Annotated in this window: 16 protein-coding genes; 8 read left to right on the forward strand and 8 right to left on the reverse strand. The window is 45.4% G+C overall.

Going from position 1 to position 20,549, the window contains the following annotated elements; translation table 11 throughout:
- Window positions 1–153: 153 nt before the first annotated feature.
- Window positions 154–4,140: an ATP-dependent RNA helicase HrpA gene (gene hrpA, locus R7O13_RS08720; protein WP_318303593.1), complete on the reverse strand. Its 3,987-nt coding sequence runs from the start codon at window positions 4,138–4,140 to the stop codon at window positions 154–156.
- A 185-nt stretch (window positions 4,141–4,325) separates the two neighbouring features.
- Between hrpA and R7O13_RS08725 the strand changes: the two genes are divergently transcribed.
- Window positions 4,326–4,910 carry an FMN-dependent NADH-azoreductase gene (locus tag R7O13_RS08725; RefSeq protein WP_318303595.1) on the forward strand — a complete coding sequence of 195 codons (585 nt, stop codon included), beginning with the start codon at window positions 4,326–4,328 and terminating at the stop codon, window positions 4,908–4,910.
- Between the two features lie 94 nt (window positions 4,911–5,004).
- Here the strand turns inward: R7O13_RS08725 and R7O13_RS08730 are convergent, their stop codons facing one another.
- Window positions 5,005–5,394: a hypothetical protein gene (locus tag R7O13_RS08730; RefSeq protein WP_236147214.1), complete on the reverse strand. Its 390-nt coding sequence runs from the start codon at window positions 5,392–5,394 to the stop codon at window positions 5,005–5,007.
- A 62-nt stretch (window positions 5,395–5,456) separates the two neighbouring features.
- Window positions 5,457–6,761 carry a MipA/OmpV family protein gene (locus tag R7O13_RS08735; RefSeq protein WP_318303596.1) on the reverse strand — a complete coding sequence of 435 codons (1,305 nt, stop codon included), beginning with the start codon at window positions 6,759–6,761 and terminating at the stop codon, window positions 5,457–5,459.
- A gap of 235 nt (window positions 6,762–6,996) precedes the next feature.
- Between R7O13_RS08735 and R7O13_RS08740 the strand changes: the two genes are divergently transcribed.
- The 3 genes from R7O13_RS08740 (at window position 6,997) to R7O13_RS08750 (ending at window position 9,927) form a co-directional block, all read left to right on the forward strand.
- A complete protein-coding gene (locus tag R7O13_RS08740) occupies window positions 6,997–7,347 on the forward strand; it encodes a hypothetical protein (RefSeq protein ID WP_005377676.1) in 351 nt (116 codons plus the stop codon).
- A gap of 9 nt (window positions 7,348–7,356) precedes the next feature.
- Window positions 7,357–9,297, forward strand: coding sequence for an alkaline phosphatase D family protein (locus R7O13_RS08745; protein ID WP_042522918.1), 1,941 nt, complete (start codon window positions 7,357–7,359; stop codon window positions 9,295–9,297).
- Window positions 9,298–9,486: 189 nt separating this feature from the next.
- Entirely contained in the window at window positions 9,487–9,927 is a 441-nt protein-coding gene (locus R7O13_RS08750; protein WP_017820644.1) for a TerB family tellurite resistance protein, read from the forward strand.
- 241 nt (window positions 9,928–10,168) lie between these two features.
- On the opposite strand, the gene R7O13_RS08755 is transcribed toward R7O13_RS08750, so the two are convergent.
- Together R7O13_RS08755 and R7O13_RS08760 are read right to left on the reverse strand one after the other, a co-directional pair.
- Window positions 10,169–10,699, reverse strand: a complete 531-nt coding sequence (locus R7O13_RS08755; RefSeq protein ID WP_054701434.1) for a 3'-5' exonuclease — start codon at window positions 10,697–10,699, stop codon at window positions 10,169–10,171.
- Between the two features lie 83 nt (window positions 10,700–10,782).
- Window positions 10,783–12,324: a sensor domain-containing diguanylate cyclase gene (locus R7O13_RS08760; RefSeq protein ID WP_005377686.1), complete on the reverse strand. Its 1,542-nt coding sequence runs from the start codon at window positions 12,322–12,324 to the stop codon at window positions 10,783–10,785.
- A 291-nt stretch (window positions 12,325–12,615) separates the two neighbouring features.
- Here R7O13_RS08760 and R7O13_RS08765 point away from each other — a divergent pair, with 291 nt between their 5' ends.
- Genes R7O13_RS08765 through R7O13_RS08775 form a run of 3 tightly spaced genes read left to right on the forward strand, consistent with a single transcriptional unit; the run spans window position 12,616 to window position 18,078 of the window.
- Window positions 12,616–13,248, forward strand: a complete 633-nt coding sequence (locus tag R7O13_RS08765; protein ID WP_005389474.1) for a DUF2760 domain-containing protein — start codon at window positions 12,616–12,618, stop codon at window positions 13,246–13,248.
- Complete coding sequence (locus R7O13_RS08770; RefSeq protein ID WP_318303599.1) at window positions 13,248–15,212, forward strand: Hsp70 family protein; 1,965 nt, start codon at window positions 13,248–13,250, stop codon at window positions 15,210–15,212. The genes R7O13_RS08765 and R7O13_RS08770 overlap by 1 nt, the downstream gene beginning before the upstream one ends.
- A gap of 55 nt (window positions 15,213–15,267) precedes the next feature.
- Window positions 15,268–18,078: an Hsp70 family protein gene (locus R7O13_RS08775; protein WP_318303601.1), complete on the forward strand. Its 2,811-nt coding sequence runs from the start codon at window positions 15,268–15,270 to the stop codon at window positions 18,076–18,078.
- 85 nt (window positions 18,079–18,163) lie between these two features.
- Here R7O13_RS08775 and R7O13_RS08780 read toward each other — a convergent pair whose 3' ends face one another.
- Window positions 18,164–18,358, reverse strand: coding sequence for a hypothetical protein (locus R7O13_RS08780; RefSeq protein ID WP_005377692.1), 195 nt, complete (start codon window positions 18,356–18,358; stop codon window positions 18,164–18,166).
- Window positions 18,359–18,444: 86 nt separating this feature from the next.
- On the opposite strand from R7O13_RS08780, the gene R7O13_RS08785 reads away from it, so the two are divergent.
- Window positions 18,445–19,131, forward strand: a complete 687-nt coding sequence (locus tag R7O13_RS08785) for a DNA-3-methyladenine glycosylase I (protein ID WP_005377694.1) — start codon at window positions 18,445–18,447, stop codon at window positions 19,129–19,131.
- 83 nt (window positions 19,132–19,214) lie between these two features.
- On the opposite strand, the gene R7O13_RS08790 is transcribed toward R7O13_RS08785, so the two are convergent.
- Window positions 19,215–20,192, reverse strand: a complete 978-nt coding sequence (locus tag R7O13_RS08790; protein WP_222712240.1) for a Gfo/Idh/MocA family protein — start codon at window positions 20,190–20,192, stop codon at window positions 19,215–19,217.
- 11 nt (window positions 20,193–20,203) lie between these two features.
- Window positions 20,204–20,491, reverse strand: a complete 288-nt coding sequence (locus R7O13_RS08795; RefSeq protein WP_005377698.1) for a putative quinol monooxygenase — start codon at window positions 20,489–20,491, stop codon at window positions 20,204–20,206.
- Window positions 20,492–20,549 lie beyond the last annotated feature (58 nt).

Below are 20,549 nucleotides of genomic sequence, written 5' to 3' on the forward strand. Positions count from 1 at the left end.
GTCTGCATAACTCAGTCGTTGGTACTACAAATAAAGGGAGGCGAACTATTGCCTCCCAGAACTAAAAAATAATGCTTATTGAGTTACTAGCAATTAGTGTACCAGCAACTTCTTAAGCGATAATTACAAATCTGACACTATTTTACTGGTTGATTAGCAAGCATCAATCGCGTTTTTGACTCGTTTATCAGAAACAGGATAAGGAGTGCCTAATTGTTGAGCAAAGTAACTCACGCGAAGTTCTTCAATCATCCAACGCACTTCTTTTACATTTTCAGGAATGGCCACACCTTTCGGGATCTTGTTCAGCAACTCTTTATAGTCTTGAGTCACAGATTCAATCTTCAGCATATGTAAACGATCTTTGTTTGGATCGATTGGCAACTTCTCCATACGGCGCTCTATCGCGCGCATGTAGCGAAGAATATCCGGCAAGCGCTTCCAGCCACATTCCGTTGCAAAGCCTTTGAAGATCAAGCCTTCAATTTGTGCTTTGATATCGGACAGAGCAAACGCCATTGTGAAGTCGATCTTGCCTTTTAGCTTCTTATTGATGCTAAACGCCGTGGTCAGAATAGTCTCAACCTGTTGAGCAATCTCTACAACGGTGTCACCCAATTCAGCACGAACGTGTTCTTTCAACGCTTCGAACTTCTCTGGCTCCCAAACTAAACCACCCTGCTCTTCAATAAGCTTATCGACACCACAGGCAATGCAGTCATCTATCAGATCAAGCACTTTGCCGTATGGATTAAAGTACAGACCCAGCTTCGATTTGTTCGGTAAGTTGGCGTGCAAATATTTAATTGGCGACGGTACGTTCAATAAAATTAGGCGACGCTGACCAGCACGCATTGCCGTTATCTGCTCGTACTCTGTTTCGTAGAGTTTGATTTCAACGCTGTCTTTGCTATCAACAAGTGCCGGATACGCTTTTACATCGTAGCCGCCACGTTTTTGTTGATACACTTTCGGCAATTCGCCAAAACTCCACGTATGCAGACCTTGCTGTTCGATATCGTCATCCGCAACTTTGGAAAGCGTTTCTTGAACTTTGTCTTTCAAACTTTCTTTCAGTTCATGAAGGTCTTTATGTTCCTTCAGTTTACGATTTCGATGATCAACCGCACGGAACGTGACTTTCAAGTGCTCAGGTACTTGTTCCAAGTTCCAGTCTTCACGCAGTACCTCTACGCCCGTCATGCGTCGCAACTCTTTCTCTAATGAATCTAGCAGCGGCGCTTCCATTGGCGTGACGCCTGCTAAGAATGCATCGGCATAGTTTGGCGCAGGCACAAAGTTCTTACGAATTGTCTTTGGCAACGATTTAATCAAGCTGACCACAAGCTCATGGCGCAAACCAGGGATTTGCCAATCAAAGCCCGCTGGTTCAACTTGGTTTAAAATCGGCAACGGCAAATGCACTGTGACACCGTCACTATCATCGCCTGGTTCAAATTGGTAACTCAATTTGAGCTTCAAACCATTTTGATGCCAGAAGTTCGGGTAATCCAAATCGGTCACATGGCTAGCATCACCCTTGAACAGCATCTCTTTTTCAAAGTTCAGCAGTTCCGGATTTTCTTTAGATGCCTTTTTCCACCACGTATCGAAATGCTTACCAGAAACCACTTCGGTGCCAACGCGTTGGTCATAGAAATCAAACAGCTCATCATCATCCACTAAGATGTCTCGACGACGAGATTTATGCTCAAGCTCTTCCACTTCTTGCAGAAGCTTACGGTTTTGCTTAAAGAACGCGTGTTTGGTTTCCCATTCACCCTCAACCAATGCACTACGAATGAAGATTTCGCGACTTACGGTCGAATCGATACTGCCGTAGTTGACCAAGCGTTTCGGTACGATTGGTACGCCGTAAAGCATCACTTTTTCGTGCGCCATCACCGCAGCGCGTTTCTTCGACCAATGTGGTTCGCTGTAACTGCGTTTAATAAGGTGTTTAGCTAACGGCTCAATCCATTCTGGCTGAATCTTTGCGATGATACGACCCCAAAGTTTTGAGGTTTCCACCAACTCAGCAGACATGATCCACTTAGGCTGTTTCTTGAATAGACCTGATGCAGGGAAGATATGGAAACGAGCATTACGCGCGCCTTGATATTCATTCTTTTCTTGGTCTTTCATGCCGATGTGCGACAGCAAACCAACCAAAATGGCACTGTGTACGCCATGGTAAGAAGCGGGCTCATCGTTAAGCTTGAATTCCATCTCACGCATCGACTGATGAATTTGGAAGTACACATCTTGCCACTCGCGAACGCGCAAGTAGTTCAAATAGTCTTGCTTACACTGTTTGCGGAACTGATTGCTAGACAAGGCTTTTTGCTGCTTTTGGATGTATTCCCACAAATTCACAAATGTCAGGAAGTCCGACTCTTCATGGAAGAAGCGACGATGTTTATCGTCTGACGATTGTTGTTTATCTGAAGGACGTTCGCGTGGATCTTGAATCGACAAGGCCGCTGCAATGATCATCACTTCTTTAAGCGCACCATATTTTGGCGCTTCCAATACCATACGCGCCAAGCGCGGATCGATTGGCAAACGCGCTAATTGGCGACCAATGGAAGTCAGGCGCTTTTTCGGGTCTTTTACCTCAGAGTTAATCGCACCAAGCTCTTCCAGCAAACGCACGCCGTCTTGGATGTTACGTTTATCCGGTGCTTCCACAAACGGAAACGCTTGAATATCACCCAAACCAAGTGCCGTCATTTGCAAGATAACCGACGCTAGATTGGTACGCAGGATTTCAGGATCAGTAAACTCTGGGCGTGACTCAAAATCTTCCTCTGAGTACAGACGAATACAGATACCCTCTTCCACACGACCACAACGACCTTTACGCTGGTTCGCACTCGCCTGAGAAACTGGCTCGATTGGAAGACGCTGAACCTTAGTACGGTAACTGTATCGACTGATACGCGCCGTGCCCGGGTCGATAACATATTTAATACCCGGAACGGTTAGCGAGGTTTCTGCTACGTTGGTTGCCAGTACAATTCGGCGACCAGTGTGAGGTTGGAAAATCTTATTCTGCTCACCTGCCGACAAACGCGCGTAAAGCGGCACAATTTCCGTGCTCTTCAGATTACGTTTGGACAATGCATCTGCGGTATCACGGATTTCACGTTCACCGTTCATGAAAATCAGGATGTCACCTAAACCTTCATCGCACAGTTCATCTACCGCTTCGAAGATGCCTTCAAGCTGGTCACGATCATTGTCGTCATCACCGCTTAGTGGGCGGTAACGTGTTTCTACCGGGTAAGTACGACCCGATACTTCAATGATTGGTGCATTGTTGAAGTGTTTTGAGAAGCGTTCTGGGTCGATGGTTGCCGACGTGATGATCACTTTCAAATCAGGACGACGTGGCAGCAACTCTTTCAAGTAACCCAAGATGAAATCGATGTTGAGGCTGCGCTCGTGCGCTTCATCGATAATGATGGTGTCGTATTGATTCAAGAAACGGTCATGCTGAATTTCAGCCAACAAGATACCGTCCGTCATCAATTTGATTTGGGTATTTTCAGAGATCTGATCGTTGAATCGAACCTTGTAACCAACAAACTCACCAAGCTTGGTTTCCATCTCTTCGGCAATACGGTTAGCAACCGAACGCGCTGCAAGACGACGAGGCTGAGTATGGCCAATCAGACCAAATTTACCGCGACCAAGCTCAGCACAGATTTTTGGTAGCTGAGTGGTTTTACCAGAACCGGTTTCACCCGCGACGATAACCACTTGGTTTTCTGCGATCGCTTTCGCAATATCGTCGCGTTTTTGGCTTACAGGCAGGATTTCTGGGTATTCAATCGTTGGTTTGTAGTTGCTGCGCTGCTCTGCAACCATCATGGATTTTGCGATGTCTAATGCGATTTCGTCGAACACAGCATTACGCGCTGCGTCCTTCTTAATTTTGCTTGCACCAGAAATACGTTTACTCAAGCGGAAACGGTCGCGCATCATGCACTGATTCAGCGCTTTACGCAGAGATGCCGCGCTATTCACTTGAGCCTGAGGTGTTTGAGCTTGTTTCGCTGTCGCTTTTTGCGCACCATTTGACGGTGTCGCTTGCTCTTCAGCTAGATTCTTTTTTGGGGGCTGTGACGAAGTCAAAGCGTTTCCTATTCTTTTCATTACAAAAACTGCGCGGATTGTATCACACAAGATCTGTAACAAGATAACCGAAAGCTCATTCAATTTTTTCGAACATATTCAGCGAATCGCTAGGCTTTTGAACTCACTTACGTTGCTTATAATGGCTCCCATAGTCGAAAGCACTTATTTAAGGAATAACCATTATGTCTCGTGTACTAGCTCTAAAATCAAGCATCCTTGGCGCTTACTCTCAATCAAACAAATTGGTTGAAGACTTCATCAAAAATGTAGACCAAGACAAGCTTACTGTTCGTGATTTGGCTGCAAACCCGCTACCTGTTTTGGACTTCGCCGTTGCGACTGCACTGCGCGCTACGGAAGATCTTTCACAAGAACAGCAAGCGGTGGTCGACTTGTCTGACACCCTTATTGAAGAAGTAAAGGCCGCAGACACTTTGGTTATTGCCGCTCCAATGTACAACTTCACCATCCCGACTCAGCTTAAAAACTGGATTGATTTGATTGCTCGTGCAGGCGTGACATTCAAATACACAGAAAACGGCGTTCAAGGTTTGATTGAAGGTAAAAAGGCGATTGTAGTAACGACTCGTGGTGGTATTCATAAAGATTCACCAACTGACAACGTTACGCCATACCTACGCACTGTGCTGGGTTTTGTAGGAATCACTGATGTGGAATTTGTTTACGCAGAAGCGCTAAACATGGGTGAAGATGCGGCTGAAAAAGGCATTTCAGAAGCGCAAAGCCAACTTGCAACAATGGCGTAAGTTAGAATAAACCAGAATACAAAAGGGATCGGTTCGCGCCAATCCCTTTTTGGAGCCTGATGCCTTGATCGTATTTATAGGGTCTCTTACATCGTCAAAAACGATTCACTTTCTCCAAGTTGCGTATTGCATCGAGGTAGACTTTTTCTAAAGACCGCTCAGCTTCGCTTATCATATTCTCGATCATCGCATTAAACGCGACATCGCTACGGATTTCTATATTGTCTCCCGCCTTAACGTCAAGAGAGTTGACGTACAACACCAACCATTCATCGCCCTCCAAATGCCCTTCTCCGTGAATGGCAAAAAAGCGTTTAGCAAATTCAGCGTTGGTACAATTTATCGCTTCAATTTGAAGATTGAATGAGGAGTCGATACTCATGGTGCTCATGCCATCCGATTCATCAGATGCATCACAAACAGCCTTAACTCTGGCACGATATACGAAATTTCTCGTTGAAAGCAGCATAGTATTATTCATCATTACTCATAATGGGCGATAAATAAGTCAGTTGCAAATCCGACCTATATGCATCTCGTGATGCGCTAAAACTCGAACTGGAAATAAATAGTATTGTAGTTGCTCCCACCTTTAATTCGCCCAAACTGCGAAGCGCTTTCAAAAATCGCCGAGCGGTGATGCAATGAATAGCCCACCCACATATTGTTCCAGCTCTTTTGGTTGAAGAGATCGCCTACATTGACATCAAACGAGAAATCTAGGTAGTTGAGCAACTTGCTTGGTGTATAACCCTTGTCTTCCATTTCTGTGCCTTCAATATAGGTAATGCTATCAATGTATGACACACCTTCCGCTACACCAAATCGCCAAGTCGTAGGCCAATTAACCGTATAATAAGCCTTAATCGCCATGACGTATTCTGTGCTCGCAGACTGAACACTGGACGACCAGTGATGAACCAACCCTGGCGTTAAATAAATATCAAGAGGAAAACCAAACAGCTCATCCGTTAATGGATGCCCATAAAACAATGAAGTAAGTTGATTGTCGTATGGGTCTTTTTCTCTCTCAAAGCTAAATATTTCACCGATGTTCGAAGGCGTCGCCCAACCATGCGCAATACGTAGATATGCTTTATTGCTCAGTGTCGGTTTCGGAGCTTTGCTTTTATCGTTGAAAAAGCCAAAACCGACAAACACTTCTCCCTGATATCGATCTTCTACAAGCTGACTGTTGTAGGCGTTATCATCTAAGCGAGTAACACTCGTCTCACCCAGTAAATACAAATTTGAAGTTACATGGTAACGCGCTTTAATACCAAGATTGGTGTCAAGTCCAGCTCCAATTCTCTCGCCAGTAATATCCTTAAAGGCGTAATATTCACTATTGAAATCAGCGTCTTTGTATCGAATCGTAATCGATGGCTCTAATTCCCAATCCCCAAATACATAATTGGCAGCAAGGCGGTAATTAGAGTGAAACTGGAGTTCGTCGTCCGTCATCAACTCTACTTCTGCGCGCCAATTGTCGTTAATGCTATAACGCACTTGCCCACCGAAATCTACTCTGTCCCCTTCATTAGCATTTTGTAGCGACATGGGAATATCGACAAATCTCAATCGCATGAGTGCGCTCGCGCGCCAGTCGGAATCACTCTCGTTATACAAAAAAGCGCCACCTTCAATGCCATTGATATACACATGTTGGTTTTCAAAGAACATCATTGGTACAAATGTACTCACCGTAGAGTCATTATCGGCGGTATAAAACGGAATCGATGCTGTGCGATACATCGCAGCAATCCCCCACGTTTGTTCTTCTGAACCATGCGCAGAAGAAACTGCCGCAGCTAAAGGTAAAGCGAGTGTTGTTAGAATTAATCTCTTCATGAGTTCGAAAAATGTTGGTTGAGAAGCAGGCAAACATCAATGATTTGCCATTAAAAGCTTATGTTCTGCTGATGATAGCCGTTACAATGGCAAATGTTGTCATCCTCGTGACAGTTTGAGTCCCAAGATCATATTAATATTGCACGACTAGGTGAGCTTGTTTGCGAATATTTTACCATCACAACAAGCGCTTAAACTCTAGCTTAGTTCTAAATCAAACATAATGAAGTAAAAAGTGAAAGCATCAGAACTCATCTCTACCTTGAATCATTTACCCGCAGATACAGACCCAGACATTGTGATGGGAGAAGCATGGCTGCCAGAGAGGTTGATAGGGACTCAACTCGATGGTGACATGTTGTTTTTGCACTTTGATAATGCACCAGAAGATGGTCAAGGTGACGAAGAAGGGCGTGGCTTCGTCGAACACGAAATCGACCTAATTAGAACTCGGCTTCAGCAAATTTTGGATGAAGACAGTGATAACGCGTCAAAAGCCGATGCGATGCTTGGTTTGTTCCTTATGGGACATGAGCTTAGTAGCTCGCAAGTTATCGAAATATTAGAAGAAGAAGCTGACACATAAGGAGCCGTTTTGCCAGCATTGATGAACACGACTGAAATTTCTTCACTTCCTCTTGTCGTTGCAGGTCCGATCCTACGTAAAGTGACCGCAACTGAAATCAATATTTGGCTAGTCACCACCCAACGCTTGGAGGGTATGGTGCAAATTACGGATGAAAATGCCTCCATCCTTTATCAAGCCCCTTTAAGTGAACAAAAAGAACAGCTTCAAATCGGCCTCAATGCGTGGTGTTGCTTACTTAAATTAGAAGGCGAGTTTCCAACCCATCAAGCGTTACGCTATCAAATAAAAACGCAATATGGATTAGTGACGGAACTGCTCCCTCACCTGACTTATGAGCGAGATAATACGCCAAACTTGGGTATTGAGTTCCTCGTTAGTGAAAAAGCGGATTATCTCCTACATGGCTCTTGCCGTAATCCCCATCACTTCAGTGATGATACATTGGTCGCTGCGGATCATAAAATCGCGTCTCAATCCATTGAAGAAAGACCGGATATGCTCATCATGAGTGGTGATCAAATCTATGCAGACCATGTTGCAGGCCCCACTCTCGATGCCATTGAGCAAGTCATAGCTTTATTGGGTTTGCCAGGCGAAGAATTCGATCAAGCTCCGATAAAAAATACCAATGACCTCTACCAACACCCTGCTTGCTATTATGGTCGAGATAAATTGTTGCCCCATTATGTGAGTGATGACAGTTTACTAAGTAAGTTTTTTCCACACCGAGGGACACCAATATTCAGCGCCAAAGAGTGTGAGAATCACCTAATAAGCTTTGCTGAGTGCTTTGCAATGTACTTATTGGTTTGGTCTCCGACCTTGTGGAAGTTTGTTCGAACGGATCGTTTATTAGAAAACGAATTTACTGTCGGCGGAGAAGTTCTTGAACCGAAATGGCAGCAGCAATGGCGCGAAGAAAAAAAACAAATTGATAAATTCGTCGCAGGTCTGGACAAGGTTCAACGCTTACTCGCTCACATTCCAACCTATATGATCTTTGATGATCACGATGTCACCGACGATTGGAATCTCACCATAGGCTGGGAACAAGCCGCATACAGCAACACGTTTGCAAAACGCATTATCGGTAATAGCTTGATTGCTTACTGGCTTTGCCAAGGTTGGGGAAATGCGCCAGAAAAATTCAATGATGAATTTATGAGCCTCGCTCAACGCTTTATCGATGAGCGAACCTCGCAAACCCAAGATGCATTTATTCAATATTTATATCGCTTTGAGAATTGGCACTACACCATTCCTACGACACCAAAAGTTGTCGTGCTAGATACACGAACCAGACGCTGGCGTTCTGAGTCTAAAATGAACAAACCTTCTGGCTTAATGGACTGGGAAGCGATGATTGAGTTCCACCAAGAACTCGTGCACCAAGACAAAGTTGTTATTGTTTCTGCCGCGCCAATGTTTGGTGTGAAATTTATCGAAGCACTACAACGTGTGGTGACCATGCTTGGTAAACCATTGATGGTTGATGCTGAAAACTGGATGGCTCACCCCGGAAGTGCGAATACTCTTATTAGTATTTTCACACACACAAAGACACCAACTAACTTTGTTATTCTCTCTGGCGACGTACACTACTCTTTTGCATACGATATTAAGCTCCGCTATCGAAAAAACAGTCCGAATATCTATCAAATCACCTGTAGTGGAATTAAAAATCAGTTCCCTACACAACTGCTCAATATTTGTGATGGCCTAGATAGACTGCTATACAGCCCTCGCTCACCTTTAAACTGGTTCACAAAACGTAAACGACTCAAGATTTACAAACGCGCACCAAGTACGCACAACTTTTATCGCTTGGTTAACCATAGTGCCATTGGTGAGCTACGTCTTGATGATGAAGGCAAACCAAGTCAAATTAGTATTCTGACGAGTGATGGTGACGAAGTTCATTTTCCACCGACACGTGCTGAAAGCTGAGTATCAATCCCAAAATGACTTGCCCTTTGTAAGAGGCAAGTCACCTTGAACTAACTCAGGAGTTTAGGTTTTTTGGGGAGAAAGTGGCCGTGCTTAAATGTCAACGGCGTGCTAAATTTGGTATCGCACCTTGAGATCTTCCGTATTTATTACCATGTTAACCAAATAAACAATAGCTCGGTGTTCATTATGTTTAATTCTCTCACATCATTATTTAAACAACTCATTGATGGCTCTGATTTAAGCCAAACCAACACACTTTCCCCTAACATGGCTATCGCGTGTTTGCTTTGTGAAGTTTCTGGTGCAGACCATAGTGTCGATGATAGAGAACAAGAAACAAAGCGCTCTTTATTGATGAAACTGCTTTCGTTAAATGAAGAAGAATCAAATACTTTGTTAGAGCAAGCGCAACAGAAAATAAAAGATTCCGCTTCGCTGTACGACTTTACCTCTCAACTAAGAGAACTGACTCAAGAAACTCGTTACAACTTAATCAAAAGCATGTGGGAAGTCGCTTACGCAGACGGCGAAATTGACCCGCTAGAAGACGCGGTGATCCGTAAAACAGCAGAGCTACTCTATGTTGATCACAGCGAGTTCATTCGAGCGAAGTTACAGTCTCAGTAAAGTGAGGAGATGAGTATATAAGTCGCTGGCTAACTCTAAGCTACCCCTAGGATGACAACAGATATCGCTTCTGTAGCCATAAAAAAACGCGCACTCTGCGCGTTTTTCAATAAGCCAACGACATTGTTATTAAAATACTGGTCAAGGTATGTGTTTAGCTCTTTCCACACTAAACAGACTGCATGACAAAACAACAATGGTTGGATGATAATTTAATTACAAGCTAGCTAGGTTCGAATAACTAAAACATGGTCAAAGCAAGCTTAGCTAAGTTGTATGCATCTACATAGCCAGAGTGTTGACGCCCTTCCCAGTCTATTCCTTTTGCTTCTTGAGCGGCTCGATGGCCTATACGTTTATCTTTAAGACGATTTTGAATACGGTAGAGTGTCGCTAAGTTGATGAACTCTGTGAACGGTGCTTCAATACCTTTTTGCTTACACTCTTCTAGAAGAATGAGGTCATCTCGCCCCCAAGATGCAAAGATTTTGTTGCGACCACCGAAGTTCTTAACCATAGATTTAAGCACTTCTTCTAGTGGGCGTCCTTGTTTTTCAATCTTACGTGGTGTGATGCCCGTTAACTCAGCGCAGAACAGAGACACTTCATCGTGTTCTGGTTTCACGTAGTATTGAGCACGCTTGACTATCTCACCTTTAGACAAATCTATTTCAGCTAACCCCACTTCGATAATTTCACCCGTGCTGCCGATGCCATTTTCGTTCCAGCAACACATTTCTAAATCGAAGCATACAATACGGTTATGGTTCATAGTTTGCCTTGGTTCCTAACATAAAAATTTAAAGCGTGCGATTCTATCGTAACACGGCGTAAAACTCGAATTTGTGCGCCCATTTAATCGCCGATCGACACATTATTACGGCCGTTTTTTTTACTCAAATAGAGTTGACTATCCATTTTGTGATACAAGCTCTCAGGATCTTCTTCTTTATGGATAACCGCACCGATACTCAACGTACAGATGATTGACGCATCACCATAATCAAAAGCCGTACTTGCCACAACACTCCGTAATTTTTCTAGGTAAGCTTCTAGCACTGCTCTATCAATGACTTTAGAAATAATACAAAACTCGTCACCACCAGCTCGGTAAAACTTATCTCCCGGTTTTAAATTAGCACTGACCAGCTTAGTGACATGTTGTAACGCTTCATCTCCACCTAAATGGCCGTGTTTGTCATTAATCACTTTGAAGTGGTCGATATCAAAACCAACCAAGGCGAAGTTAACACCTTTGTTTATCTGATTAAGCAAATGATCGTTGAATGCTCGGCGATTCAGTAGTTGAGTTAGAGGGTCTCGCTCTGCCATTCTTTTTAATTCAACGGTTTTGAGCTCCAACATGACCGCTAAGCGCTCTTTTTCTCGAGACTGTAAATTCACAATCCAACTGATCAAAAAGGCGATTACCAATCCGGCTAGCGTCGTGCCCGCTAAAATAGAACGCTCCCAAGCTGAGACTGCGTCAGAAAGCTTAAAGTCAATACGCCATTCACGGTTAGGCAGTTGAATGGTTCGGCTTATAACGGTTCCTCGAATGTTATCCCAGCTAGCACTTTGAAAGAGAACAGGGTCATCTGCTGCGTCGAATCCCAAGTCTTCTACGCGCACCGACATATCGAGCTCCGTCGCGGTTTTCGTAATCAAATCCTCAAAGTAAACCGTACTTCGGATAACGCCGGTCACTACTCCTAATAAATATTTGTTCTCGAAGTCGAACACTGGATGGAACACCAGCAACCCAGTCTTAGGTATGGACTTGTCATAACCATCTTGCAGTAAGCGAACTTTATCCGAGACATTCGCTCGCCCATTTTCGGAAATATCATCCAAGATTAAATCGAAGCGTTTGCGCGAAAAATAGAAACCCAATAGAGAAAGGTTTTCCGGTGTTCTTGGGTAGATATCCGACGCGATGAAAATTGGCTCATTGTGTTCAAAAATGTACCCGTAGGTTTTGGGACCATCTTTAGGAACGGTAAACGGTTGGAAGTTTGGAAATTTTTGACGGGTCTTTAAAATATGTTCATCAAGATCTTCGAATTCGACCTTTTGCATCCATTGAAGTCCAATGAGACTTCGCGAGCTGTTAATCACTTGTTCCGCATACATCGGAAACGATGGCCAATAGCTTCGCTCAATCGAATGGAAAAAGTTTGCGCCCGCACCAATGAACTTTAGATCATTCTCGACGTTTGCTTTAAGTGATTCTGCTTGTCGGTCGGCTAAAGTATCAAACGTAGTCTGTGTATACCGTTGCTGCATTGTATAAGCAGCACCAACTACACCAGCAGTGACACATAAAGTCGCCAAAAAAGCTAAAATAGAGTCTGAATGTCGTTTTATAAAGCTCTTATGAGCGGTGCTTTGTGTCATATCGTAATTTTTGATACTTCCGTAAGTTAAACTTCGGGATCTATTGAAATACTGCGTTAGCAATGCACAAACATCAAGCAACAACCTATATTGGGGAGTCTGATCGTCGATTTTTCACGCTGTTCGTACGGTATAGTCACGAATTATTACAGCCTTAAGCCTTGAATATGCTACCATCCGTCATCATTTTAATGTCTAAACTTGGTGCAAGATCGCAAAGACGATCGTTTTAGTGAACAAATATGAGCCAATACTGAGCGCCAATAAATCAATAGAAAGAGAAAAAACGTCATGAACATTGATTTGAACCTAATTCCTCAAACGTTCGATATGCTTCACGCTGGCCTAACCGCATCGAGCGTTTTGCTTCTTCTAGTTGCAGTGTCGCGCAAATCAAAAGTGGTCGAGAAAGTGGTAGAAAAACCAGTCGAGAAAATCGTCGAGGTTGAGAAACCAGTTGAGAAGATCGTTGAAGTAGAAAAAGTAGTGGAAGTAGAGAAAGTCGTTGAAAAAGTGGTGGAAGTTGAATCAAAACTTGCAACCGCGTCAACGGACTCTGCAATGCAGCTGCTTTCTATCATGCAACAAGAAGCTCGCCTGATTGACTTCCTAAAAGAAGACCTAACGTCATTCTCTGATGAAGAAGTAGGCGCAGCCGCTCGCGTAATCCACACTGGCGGTCAGAAAGTACTGAACGACTACGTGACGCTAGCGCATGTTCGTAACGAAGACGAAGAAACTCGCATTACGGTTGAAGAAGGCTTCAACCCACAAGAAATCCGCCTAACTGGCAACGTAACAGGCAGCGCGCCATTCAACGGCACGCTAGTTCACAAAGGCTGGAAAGCAACATCAATGACGTTGCCTAAACTTGCTGAGAACTACGATGCTTCTGTGATCGCTCCAGCTGAGGTTGAGCTGTAATGGAACACATGAACCAAGAAAACCATTCTCAAGAAGCGTCTGTTGAAACTCAACAGACACCTAAATTCAGTGTTGGTATCGACTTAGGTACAACACACTGTGTCATGTCTTTTGTTGATACACACAACGAAGACGCTCGCGTTGAAGTGATGCCAATCCCGCAGTTGACTGCGCCGGGTACGGTAGAGACTCGTAGCCAATTAGGCTCTTTCCTTTACCAGCCGCACGAGCACGAAATGAACCCGCAATCACGCGTTCTTCCGTGGTCGAGCGAGCCAAAAGCTCTAGTTGGTGCAATTGCACGTAACCTAGGTTCAAAAACACCGATTCGCCTTGTTGCAAGTGCGAAATCTTGGCTTTGCCACGCAGGTGTGAATCGTCGTGATGCTTTCCTACCAGCAGGTAGCCCAGAAGAAGTGGAAAAAGTATCCCCTCTTCGTGCGACAGAGCTTTACCTAGAGCACCTAAAAGATGCTTGGAATCACACCAATCCAAATCACAACCTTACCGATCAAGACGTGACTATCACGGTACCTGCTTCTTTTGATCCTGCTGCTCGCGATCTAACTGCAGAAGCAGCACGCAACGTTGGTTTTGTGCACCTAACACTTCTAGAAGAGCCACAAGCTGCACTTTACAACTGGATCGATAACAGCAACGACAAATGGCGCGACGAAGTTGAAGTTGGCGACATCGTACTTGTGGTCGATATCGGTGGTGGTACAACCGACCTTTCTTTGGTTGAAGTAACTGAAGACGACGGCAACCTAACTCTGAACCGTATCGCGGTAGGTGAACACATCCTACTTGGCGGTGACAACATGGATCTTGCACTTGCGTACCGCTTGAAGATGAAGCTAGCCCAAGAAGGTAAAGAGCTACAGCCATGGCAAGTTCAGGCAATGACACACGCATGTCGCGACGCGAAAGAAGCGCTATTGAACGACAGCGAACTTCAGTCAGTGCCAATCGTAGTACCAAGCCGTGGTTCTAAACTGCTTGGCGCAACGCTGAAAACAGAACTGACTCAAGAAGAAGTACAACAAACACTGGTTGATGGCTTCTTCCCTCAAGTTGCGATTACTGACCACCCTGTTCAACGTAACCGTGGTGCACTAACGCAAATGGGTCTGCCTTACGCACAAGATGCAGGCATTACTCGTCACATTGCTGCGTTCTTGTCTAAACAAGCCAATGCACTTTCTGCTTCAGGAAGTGGCGCAGAAGCAGCAGCTCAAGATTTCAACCCGTTCGCTAACATGCCTGGTATGCCAGGTGCGGATGCAGCGCAATCAGCTGACTTCATCAAGCCAACCGCAATCCTATTCAACGGTGGTGTTCTGAAATCGAAACTTCTAGCAACTCGTCTAGAAGACACGATCAACGAATGGCTAATTGAAGCAGATGCAGAAATGGCGAAGCGCCTAACAGGTGTGGATTTAGACCTTGCAGTTGCTAGCGGTGCGGCTTACTACGGCTCTGTACGTCGTGGTCAAGGCGTTCGTATCCGTGGTGGTATTGCTTCGGCTTACTACGTAGGTATCGAAAGTGCAATGCCTGCGATTCCGGGCATGGCGCCGCCAATGGAAGCACTTTGTGTTGCACCATTTGGTATGGAAGAAGGCTCAAGCGTTGACGTACCAAGCCAAGAGTTTGGTTTGATCATCGGTCAGCCTGTTAACTTCCAATTCTTCGGCTCAACGGTTCGTCGTGATGACCTAGCAGGTACTCACCTAGACTACTGGGCACCAGAAGAGCTTGAAGAGCTTCCAGAAATCCAAGTAACGCTGCCTGTATCTGAAGGTCGTCGTGAAGGTGAAGTGGTTCCGGTAACCCTAGCCTCTCGCGTCACAGAGCTTGGTACGCTTTACTTAGAAGCCATTGCCGCTGATAACGGTCAAAAATGGCATGTTGAGTTCGATGTGCGCGAAGACGCGAAAAGCAACTCAAACGAAGAAGAATAAATAGAAATCAAACGGCATCCAATCGGGTGCCGTTTTTAAATACACGAAGGTTTGTATGGCATCTCCTCGTTTTCTTGTTGGTATTGACCTTGGCACCACAAACACTGTGGTGGCGTATTGTGAAATCACCGACAACCTTGAACAATCCGAAGTATCCCTATTTGACATCGACCAACTGATTGGTCCCGGTGAAGTGGTTCGTAAACCATTGCTGCCCTCTTTCCGCTATCACCCTGCGGTTGGTCAAATCTCCCCTTCTGACCTAACACTCCCTTGGGAAAACGAACCTGTCTCTGGCGACATTAGTAATGTGATCGTGGGTGAATGGGCTCGTGAATTAGGCGCTAAGGTGGAAGGACGTCAGGTATCCAGTGCTAAAAGCTGGCTATCGCACCAAGCAGTGGATCGTAGTTCAGACATTCTTCCTTGGGCGGGCGCGCAAGACGTAGATAAAGTCTCACCCGTTATTGCCAGCGCAAGCTACCTCAACCACATTCGTCAAGCATGGAACTACCGTCACCCTAGCAATAAGATAGAAGACCAAGATGTGGTTGTGACCGTTCCAGCGTCGTTCGATGAAACCGCTCGTAAACTCACGCTTGAAGCTGCACAGCTGGCTGGTTTAAAGAAAATCGTCCTGCTCGAAGAGCCACAAGCCGTATGTTACGACTGGTACGCACGCCACCAGCAAACCGCAGCTGATGAACTCAAAGAGTTGCCGCTGATTCTGGTGTGTGATGTGGGCGGTGGTACTACCGACTTGAGCTTGATTGAAGCAAGTTTCTCTTCTCAAGATGAACTAGCCCTTGATCGTATTGGTGTTGGCGAGCACTTGATGCTTGGTGGTGATAACCTCGACTTAGCATTAGCGCACCTTGCGGAGAGCCGCTTCAACCAAAGTAAGAAGCTCACTGCAGCAAGCCTGACTAAGTTGATTCAGCAAACTCGCAAGGCGAAAGAGAACCTGCTTTCAGCGAGTGCACCTGAAGAAGTAAAAATCACCATGCTGGGCAGCGGCTCAAAACTTCTTGGCGGAACAAAGAGTATTGGGCTGAGCAAACAAGAAGTGCACCAAATCGCTTTAGATGGCTTCTTCCCGCTTTCTGATTTCAGTGAAGTACCAGACAAACGCCGCAGCGCCGTTGTCGAGTTTGGTCTTCCATACGTTGCTGACCCAGCAGTGAGCAAGCACGTTGCCGAGTTCTTAACTCAGCACCAACAAGTTGCTCGTGCCGCTCTTGGCATTGAAGACGACAAACAAAATGCCATTCCGGTAGGTTTGCTACTTAACGGTGGTGTGTTCAATAGTGAACTTGTGACTGAGCGTGTCACTACCCTACTGTCCGATTGGCGCGGCGCTCCGGTTACGGTATTAGATAACCCACATCCAGATTGGTCTGTTGCACTAGGTGCTGTTGCGTTTGGTAAAGCACGTCGTGGTGCACAGCTAAAAATTGGTGGTGGCGCAGCGCGTTCTTACTTCTTGCATCTTCAAGAAAAGAACAAGATGGGCAAAGCGCTCTGTTTGCTCGCAAAAGGTACAGAAGAAGGTCATGAGATCCGCTTAAGTGGTCGTCGCTTCTCGCTTACCCTAGGTGAACCCGTTCGCTTTAACCTGCTGACTTCTACCCACGACACCTTAACCAATAACACCTCCATTCAAAACGGTGTGATGGTGGACGTTGATCCTGACTTATTTGCTCCTCTGCCGCCTTATATCACCACCCTTGAAGGTGAAGGTGCCGAACTGCAAGCCAACCAGAAAGAGCGCGTAGAAGTGCAACTGGCGTGTCAGTTGACCGAAGTCGGTACGCTTAAGATGGAATGTGTCAGCGCAGAAGACGATAGCAAACGTTGGGAGCTGGAGTTCGAAGTTCGTAACAAGCAAACCGATGACAGCGAGCAAGTTAAGCTTCACCCTAAACTGAATGAATGTAAGGAGCTGATCGCTCGCCTTTACAGCGGTAACAAGAAAAGCGCAGAAAGCAAAGAGATCAAAACCTTAGCCAAAGATCTTGAGAAGAAACTTGGCAAACGTGACGAGTGGGATTTCACGACCCTACGTCAACTGTTTGATACCTTTGCACAAGGTCGTAAGCGTCGCCGCCGCTCTGAACAGCACGAGAAAAACTGGCTTCGTTTAGCGGGTTTTGCATTGCGTCCAGGCTTTGGCGATCCAACCGACTCATGGCGCATTGAACAAGTTTGGGGTCTCTACCAGCAAAACATTCAGTTTAAGAACCATCAAGGTTGGACCGACTGGTGGGTGTTCTGGCGTCGTATCGCAGGTGGCTTGAGCCAAGAGCAACAAGAGACCATCTTGGCGGACATCGCGAAATACCTACATCCTGGTGCGATGAAAAACCCACAATCCGCCAAAGCGGCACAAGATATGGGTTACGAGTCGATGGTACGTTTGTCAGCCTCTCTGGAGCATCTAGAAGTCGAAGACAAAGTTCTGTTGGCAACGTGGTTCTTGAGCAAAGCCATCAACCATAACCAGTTTGAACAAGCACACTGGTGGGCAATGGGGCGCTTGGCATCACGTACGCCTTTGTATGGCAGCCAGCATAACGTCATTCCTCGTGAACAAGCGGAACAGTGGTTGCCTAAGCTGTTAGAGCAGAACTGGCAGAAAGAACCAATGATCGCGTTTGCAGCCGTAATGATTTGTCGTAAGACGGGCGATCGCCTATTCGATATCTCTGACGACTACCGTGAGCAGGTACTGGCTAAGTTGAAGCAAAGCAAGGTGCCTGAATCTTGGGTATCACTGGTTGAAGAAGTCAAAGAGCTATCTGAGAGCGAATCGAAGCGTATCTTCGGTGATGCACTACCAAGCGGTCTGACGCTGGTAAACAACTAAGCTCCCATGCTTATAAACGCAACAAAGCCCTTCGAGTGAAGGGCTTTGTTTTATCTGATTCTGCTTGCTGACGATAGTCGACTCGTTAGTTCATTTCCGTATTGATTACCACATCACGCGTTTCATTATCCATATCACTGATGCCGACAACTGAGATTTCACGGTCAGATAAATTCTCAATCATGCTGTCTTCTAACCCACCATCCGTCATCCACGCATAGAATTTTTCTGCAATACGATCCGAACCTTCTCCGACAAACGTTAATGTGACCTTCTTCATTTGTGACACTCCATCAATTTGCGATTCAGCCACTTAAGCGTAGTATGTTTCGCAAATATCGACATAAACTAGGACTAACTTCTTTTATGAGTATCGAAAAATTTGACGCGATTTATCAGCGCGCTGCCGAGCGTAAAGGTGGTGAAGATCAACTTGAAGCGCTTTTGTCTCATCCACTAAGCAAAGAAGAGCTGGCAGCGATTCCCGACGACCGTTGGCTGGCCGCTTTTTCGATGAAAGTATTCCAAAGTGGGATTTCGTGGAGCGTGGTTCGCAACAAGTGGCCGAACTTCGAAGAAGTGTTCTTTGGGTTTAAGATTGAGCCGTTGCTGATGCTGTCAGACGAGCAATGGGAAACCAAAGCAACCGACAAACGCATCATTCGCCATCTCACTAAAGTCATGTCGATTCCTGCTAATGCTCGTATGATCCACGAAGCAAAAATCGAATACGGCTCGTTTGGCAAAATGGTTGCCGATTGGCCGCAAGAGAAAATCACCGACCTATGGGCGTATTTGAAGAAACGCGGCAATCGCCTAGGCGGAAATACTGGCCCTTACACACTGCGTCAAATGGGCGTTGATACCTTCATCTTGTCTAGCGACGTTGAAGCTTACCTACGTAATTGCAAGATCATTGAAGGTGGCAAAGATACGAAAAAATCGCTCGATGCAACCAACAAAGCGTTTGTTCAATGGCAGCAAGAAAGTGGTAGAAGCCTGTCTGAAATCAGCCAAATCATTGCGTTCAGCACCGGCGATAATCGCATTTAACAGAGACTGAACCCAAAACAAAACGGCGCACCAAATATTGGATTTAGTGCGCCGTTTTTATGTTCATTGGTTCAAGTACAGACTTACTTTGAAGCCAGTGATTCCCACTCAGTCAGTAGCTGCATAATACGGTGAGAGTCTTCCCATGTTGCACAAGGGTTCTCTAACGATGTACGCCCTGCTTCAACCGCTTGGCGAATATTGCGCACTTGATAGAAGAAAGCGTCTCCAGCTGCCGATACAGACACCTCGCGCTTCGACGTCTCGTAAATTTCCACACTAAACTGGTTGTCTTGCGTTGGTAGCCATGGATTCGAGTCTAACGTAATACTGCCTTTACTACCCAGAATAGTGAATTGGTGTTTCAATCCATGATCTTCGGCGGTGTGTACGCTCGCGGTTTGTTGCTCACCGAATTGCATCATCAAACTCGATTCACAGATATTCCCATCGTTACCTCGTCGACCAATCGCCGTCATAGAGCGGTTTCCAACGGCTTGTTCACCCAACATGGTTTTCACCACCAAATGCACCAATGACATTGGGTAGCAACCTAAGTTATACAAAGCACCTTTACTGTCTGGATTAACAAACTGCGCAATCGACGCAATATAAGACGTGTGGATGGAGCGAAGTTCACCAATCTCTCCCGATTTAAGCACAGAAACCAACTCGCTGATCAATGGGTGATGTAAGTACATCAAACCCTCAGCAAAGAATACCTTGTGCGTTTCGACTGCTTTTAGTGCCAACTCGGTTTTTTCCATATCTACCGACAGTGACTTTTCACACAGGATCGCTTTTCCCTGCTCTGCCGCTTTAACGATAAAGTCATGATGAAGGTGATTTGGCAATGCTATGTAAATAATGTCGACTTGCTCATCAGCAATCAACGCATCGTAATCGGTGAACGTATTCTCGATGCCATATTGCTCAGCGAATGTCTTTAAGTTCTGCTCCGAACGCCCAGCAACCGCGTACAGTTCACTCTTGTCATCGCCTTGGATTGCTTCAGCCATGACACCTGAGATAAAGCTTGTGCCTAAAATGCCCCATTTCATGTTCGCCTCTCCTATTGAGCTTGGGTTTCGAATGCTTGGACTAACTCTGCCACTTCAGCAGCAATAAACGCTTGTGTATGCGGCATAGCAAAATGCGCTTCAATCGCGGTGCGGTTTTCATATCGCTCCCAAAGAATCACACGTTGTGGTTCTGTAGAATCGTAGGTCGCATTCGCTTGCAAGCACCCCGCTTCGCTTTGCATATCAAGGCAAAATTGTTCAATGGCTTCAACCACTTGTTGTCTTGGCTTATCGGCATTCATTTTCAGTTCGGCGGTAACAAAAATCGTCTCGCTCATGATGGCTCTCTTTCTCCATTCTTAATCATACGTCCACTGTAATTAACCTCATTTGATT

This window comes from Vibrio sp. Y176 (assembly GCF_033438945.1).

What these genes read in the sequence shown, in the direction of transcription:
- R7O13_RS08790 (WP_222712240.1), bottom strand. Translation starts at nt 20,192, where the DNA reads ATGAAATGGGGCATTTTAGGCACAAGCTTTATCTCAGGTGTCATGGCT.
- R7O13_RS08735 (WP_318303596.1), bottom strand. Translation starts at nt 6,761, where the DNA reads ATGAAGAGATTAATTCTAACAACACTCGCTTTACCTTTAGCTGCGGCA.
- R7O13_RS08785 (WP_005377694.1), top strand. Translation starts at nt 18,445, where the DNA reads ATGAGTATCGAAAAATTTGACGCGATTTATCAGCGCGCTGCCGAGCGT.
- R7O13_RS08775 (WP_318303601.1), top strand. Translation starts at nt 15,268, where the DNA reads ATGGCATCTCCTCGTTTTCTTGTTGGTATTGACCTTGGCACCACAAAC.
- R7O13_RS08770 (WP_318303599.1), top strand. Translation starts at nt 13,248, where the DNA reads ATGGAACACATGAACCAAGAAAACCATTCTCAAGAAGCGTCTGTTGAA.
- R7O13_RS08780 (WP_005377692.1), bottom strand. Translation starts at nt 18,358, where the DNA reads ATGAAGAAGGTCACATTAACGTTTGTCGGAGAAGGTTCGGATCGTATT.
- R7O13_RS08725 (WP_318303595.1), top strand. Translation starts at nt 4,326, where the DNA reads ATGTCTCGTGTACTAGCTCTAAAATCAAGCATCCTTGGCGCTTACTCT.
- R7O13_RS08795 (WP_005377698.1), bottom strand. Translation starts at nt 20,491, where the DNA reads ATGAGCGAGACGATTTTTGTTACCGCCGAACTGAAAATGAATGCCGAT.
- R7O13_RS08765 (WP_005389474.1), top strand. Translation starts at nt 12,616, where the DNA reads ATGAACATTGATTTGAACCTAATTCCTCAAACGTTCGATATGCTTCAC.
- R7O13_RS08730 (WP_236147214.1), bottom strand. Translation starts at nt 5,394, where the DNA reads ATGATGAATAATACTATGCTGCTTTCAACGAGAAATTTCGTATATCGT.
- R7O13_RS08755 (WP_054701434.1), bottom strand. Translation starts at nt 10,699, where the DNA reads ATGAACCATAACCGTATTGTATGCTTCGATTTAGAAATGTGTTGCTGG.
- R7O13_RS08760 (WP_005377686.1), bottom strand. Translation starts at nt 12,324, where the DNA reads ATGACACAAAGCACCGCTCATAAGAGCTTTATAAAACGACATTCAGAC.
- R7O13_RS08750 (WP_017820644.1), top strand. Translation starts at nt 9,487, where the DNA reads ATGTTTAATTCTCTCACATCATTATTTAAACAACTCATTGATGGCTCT.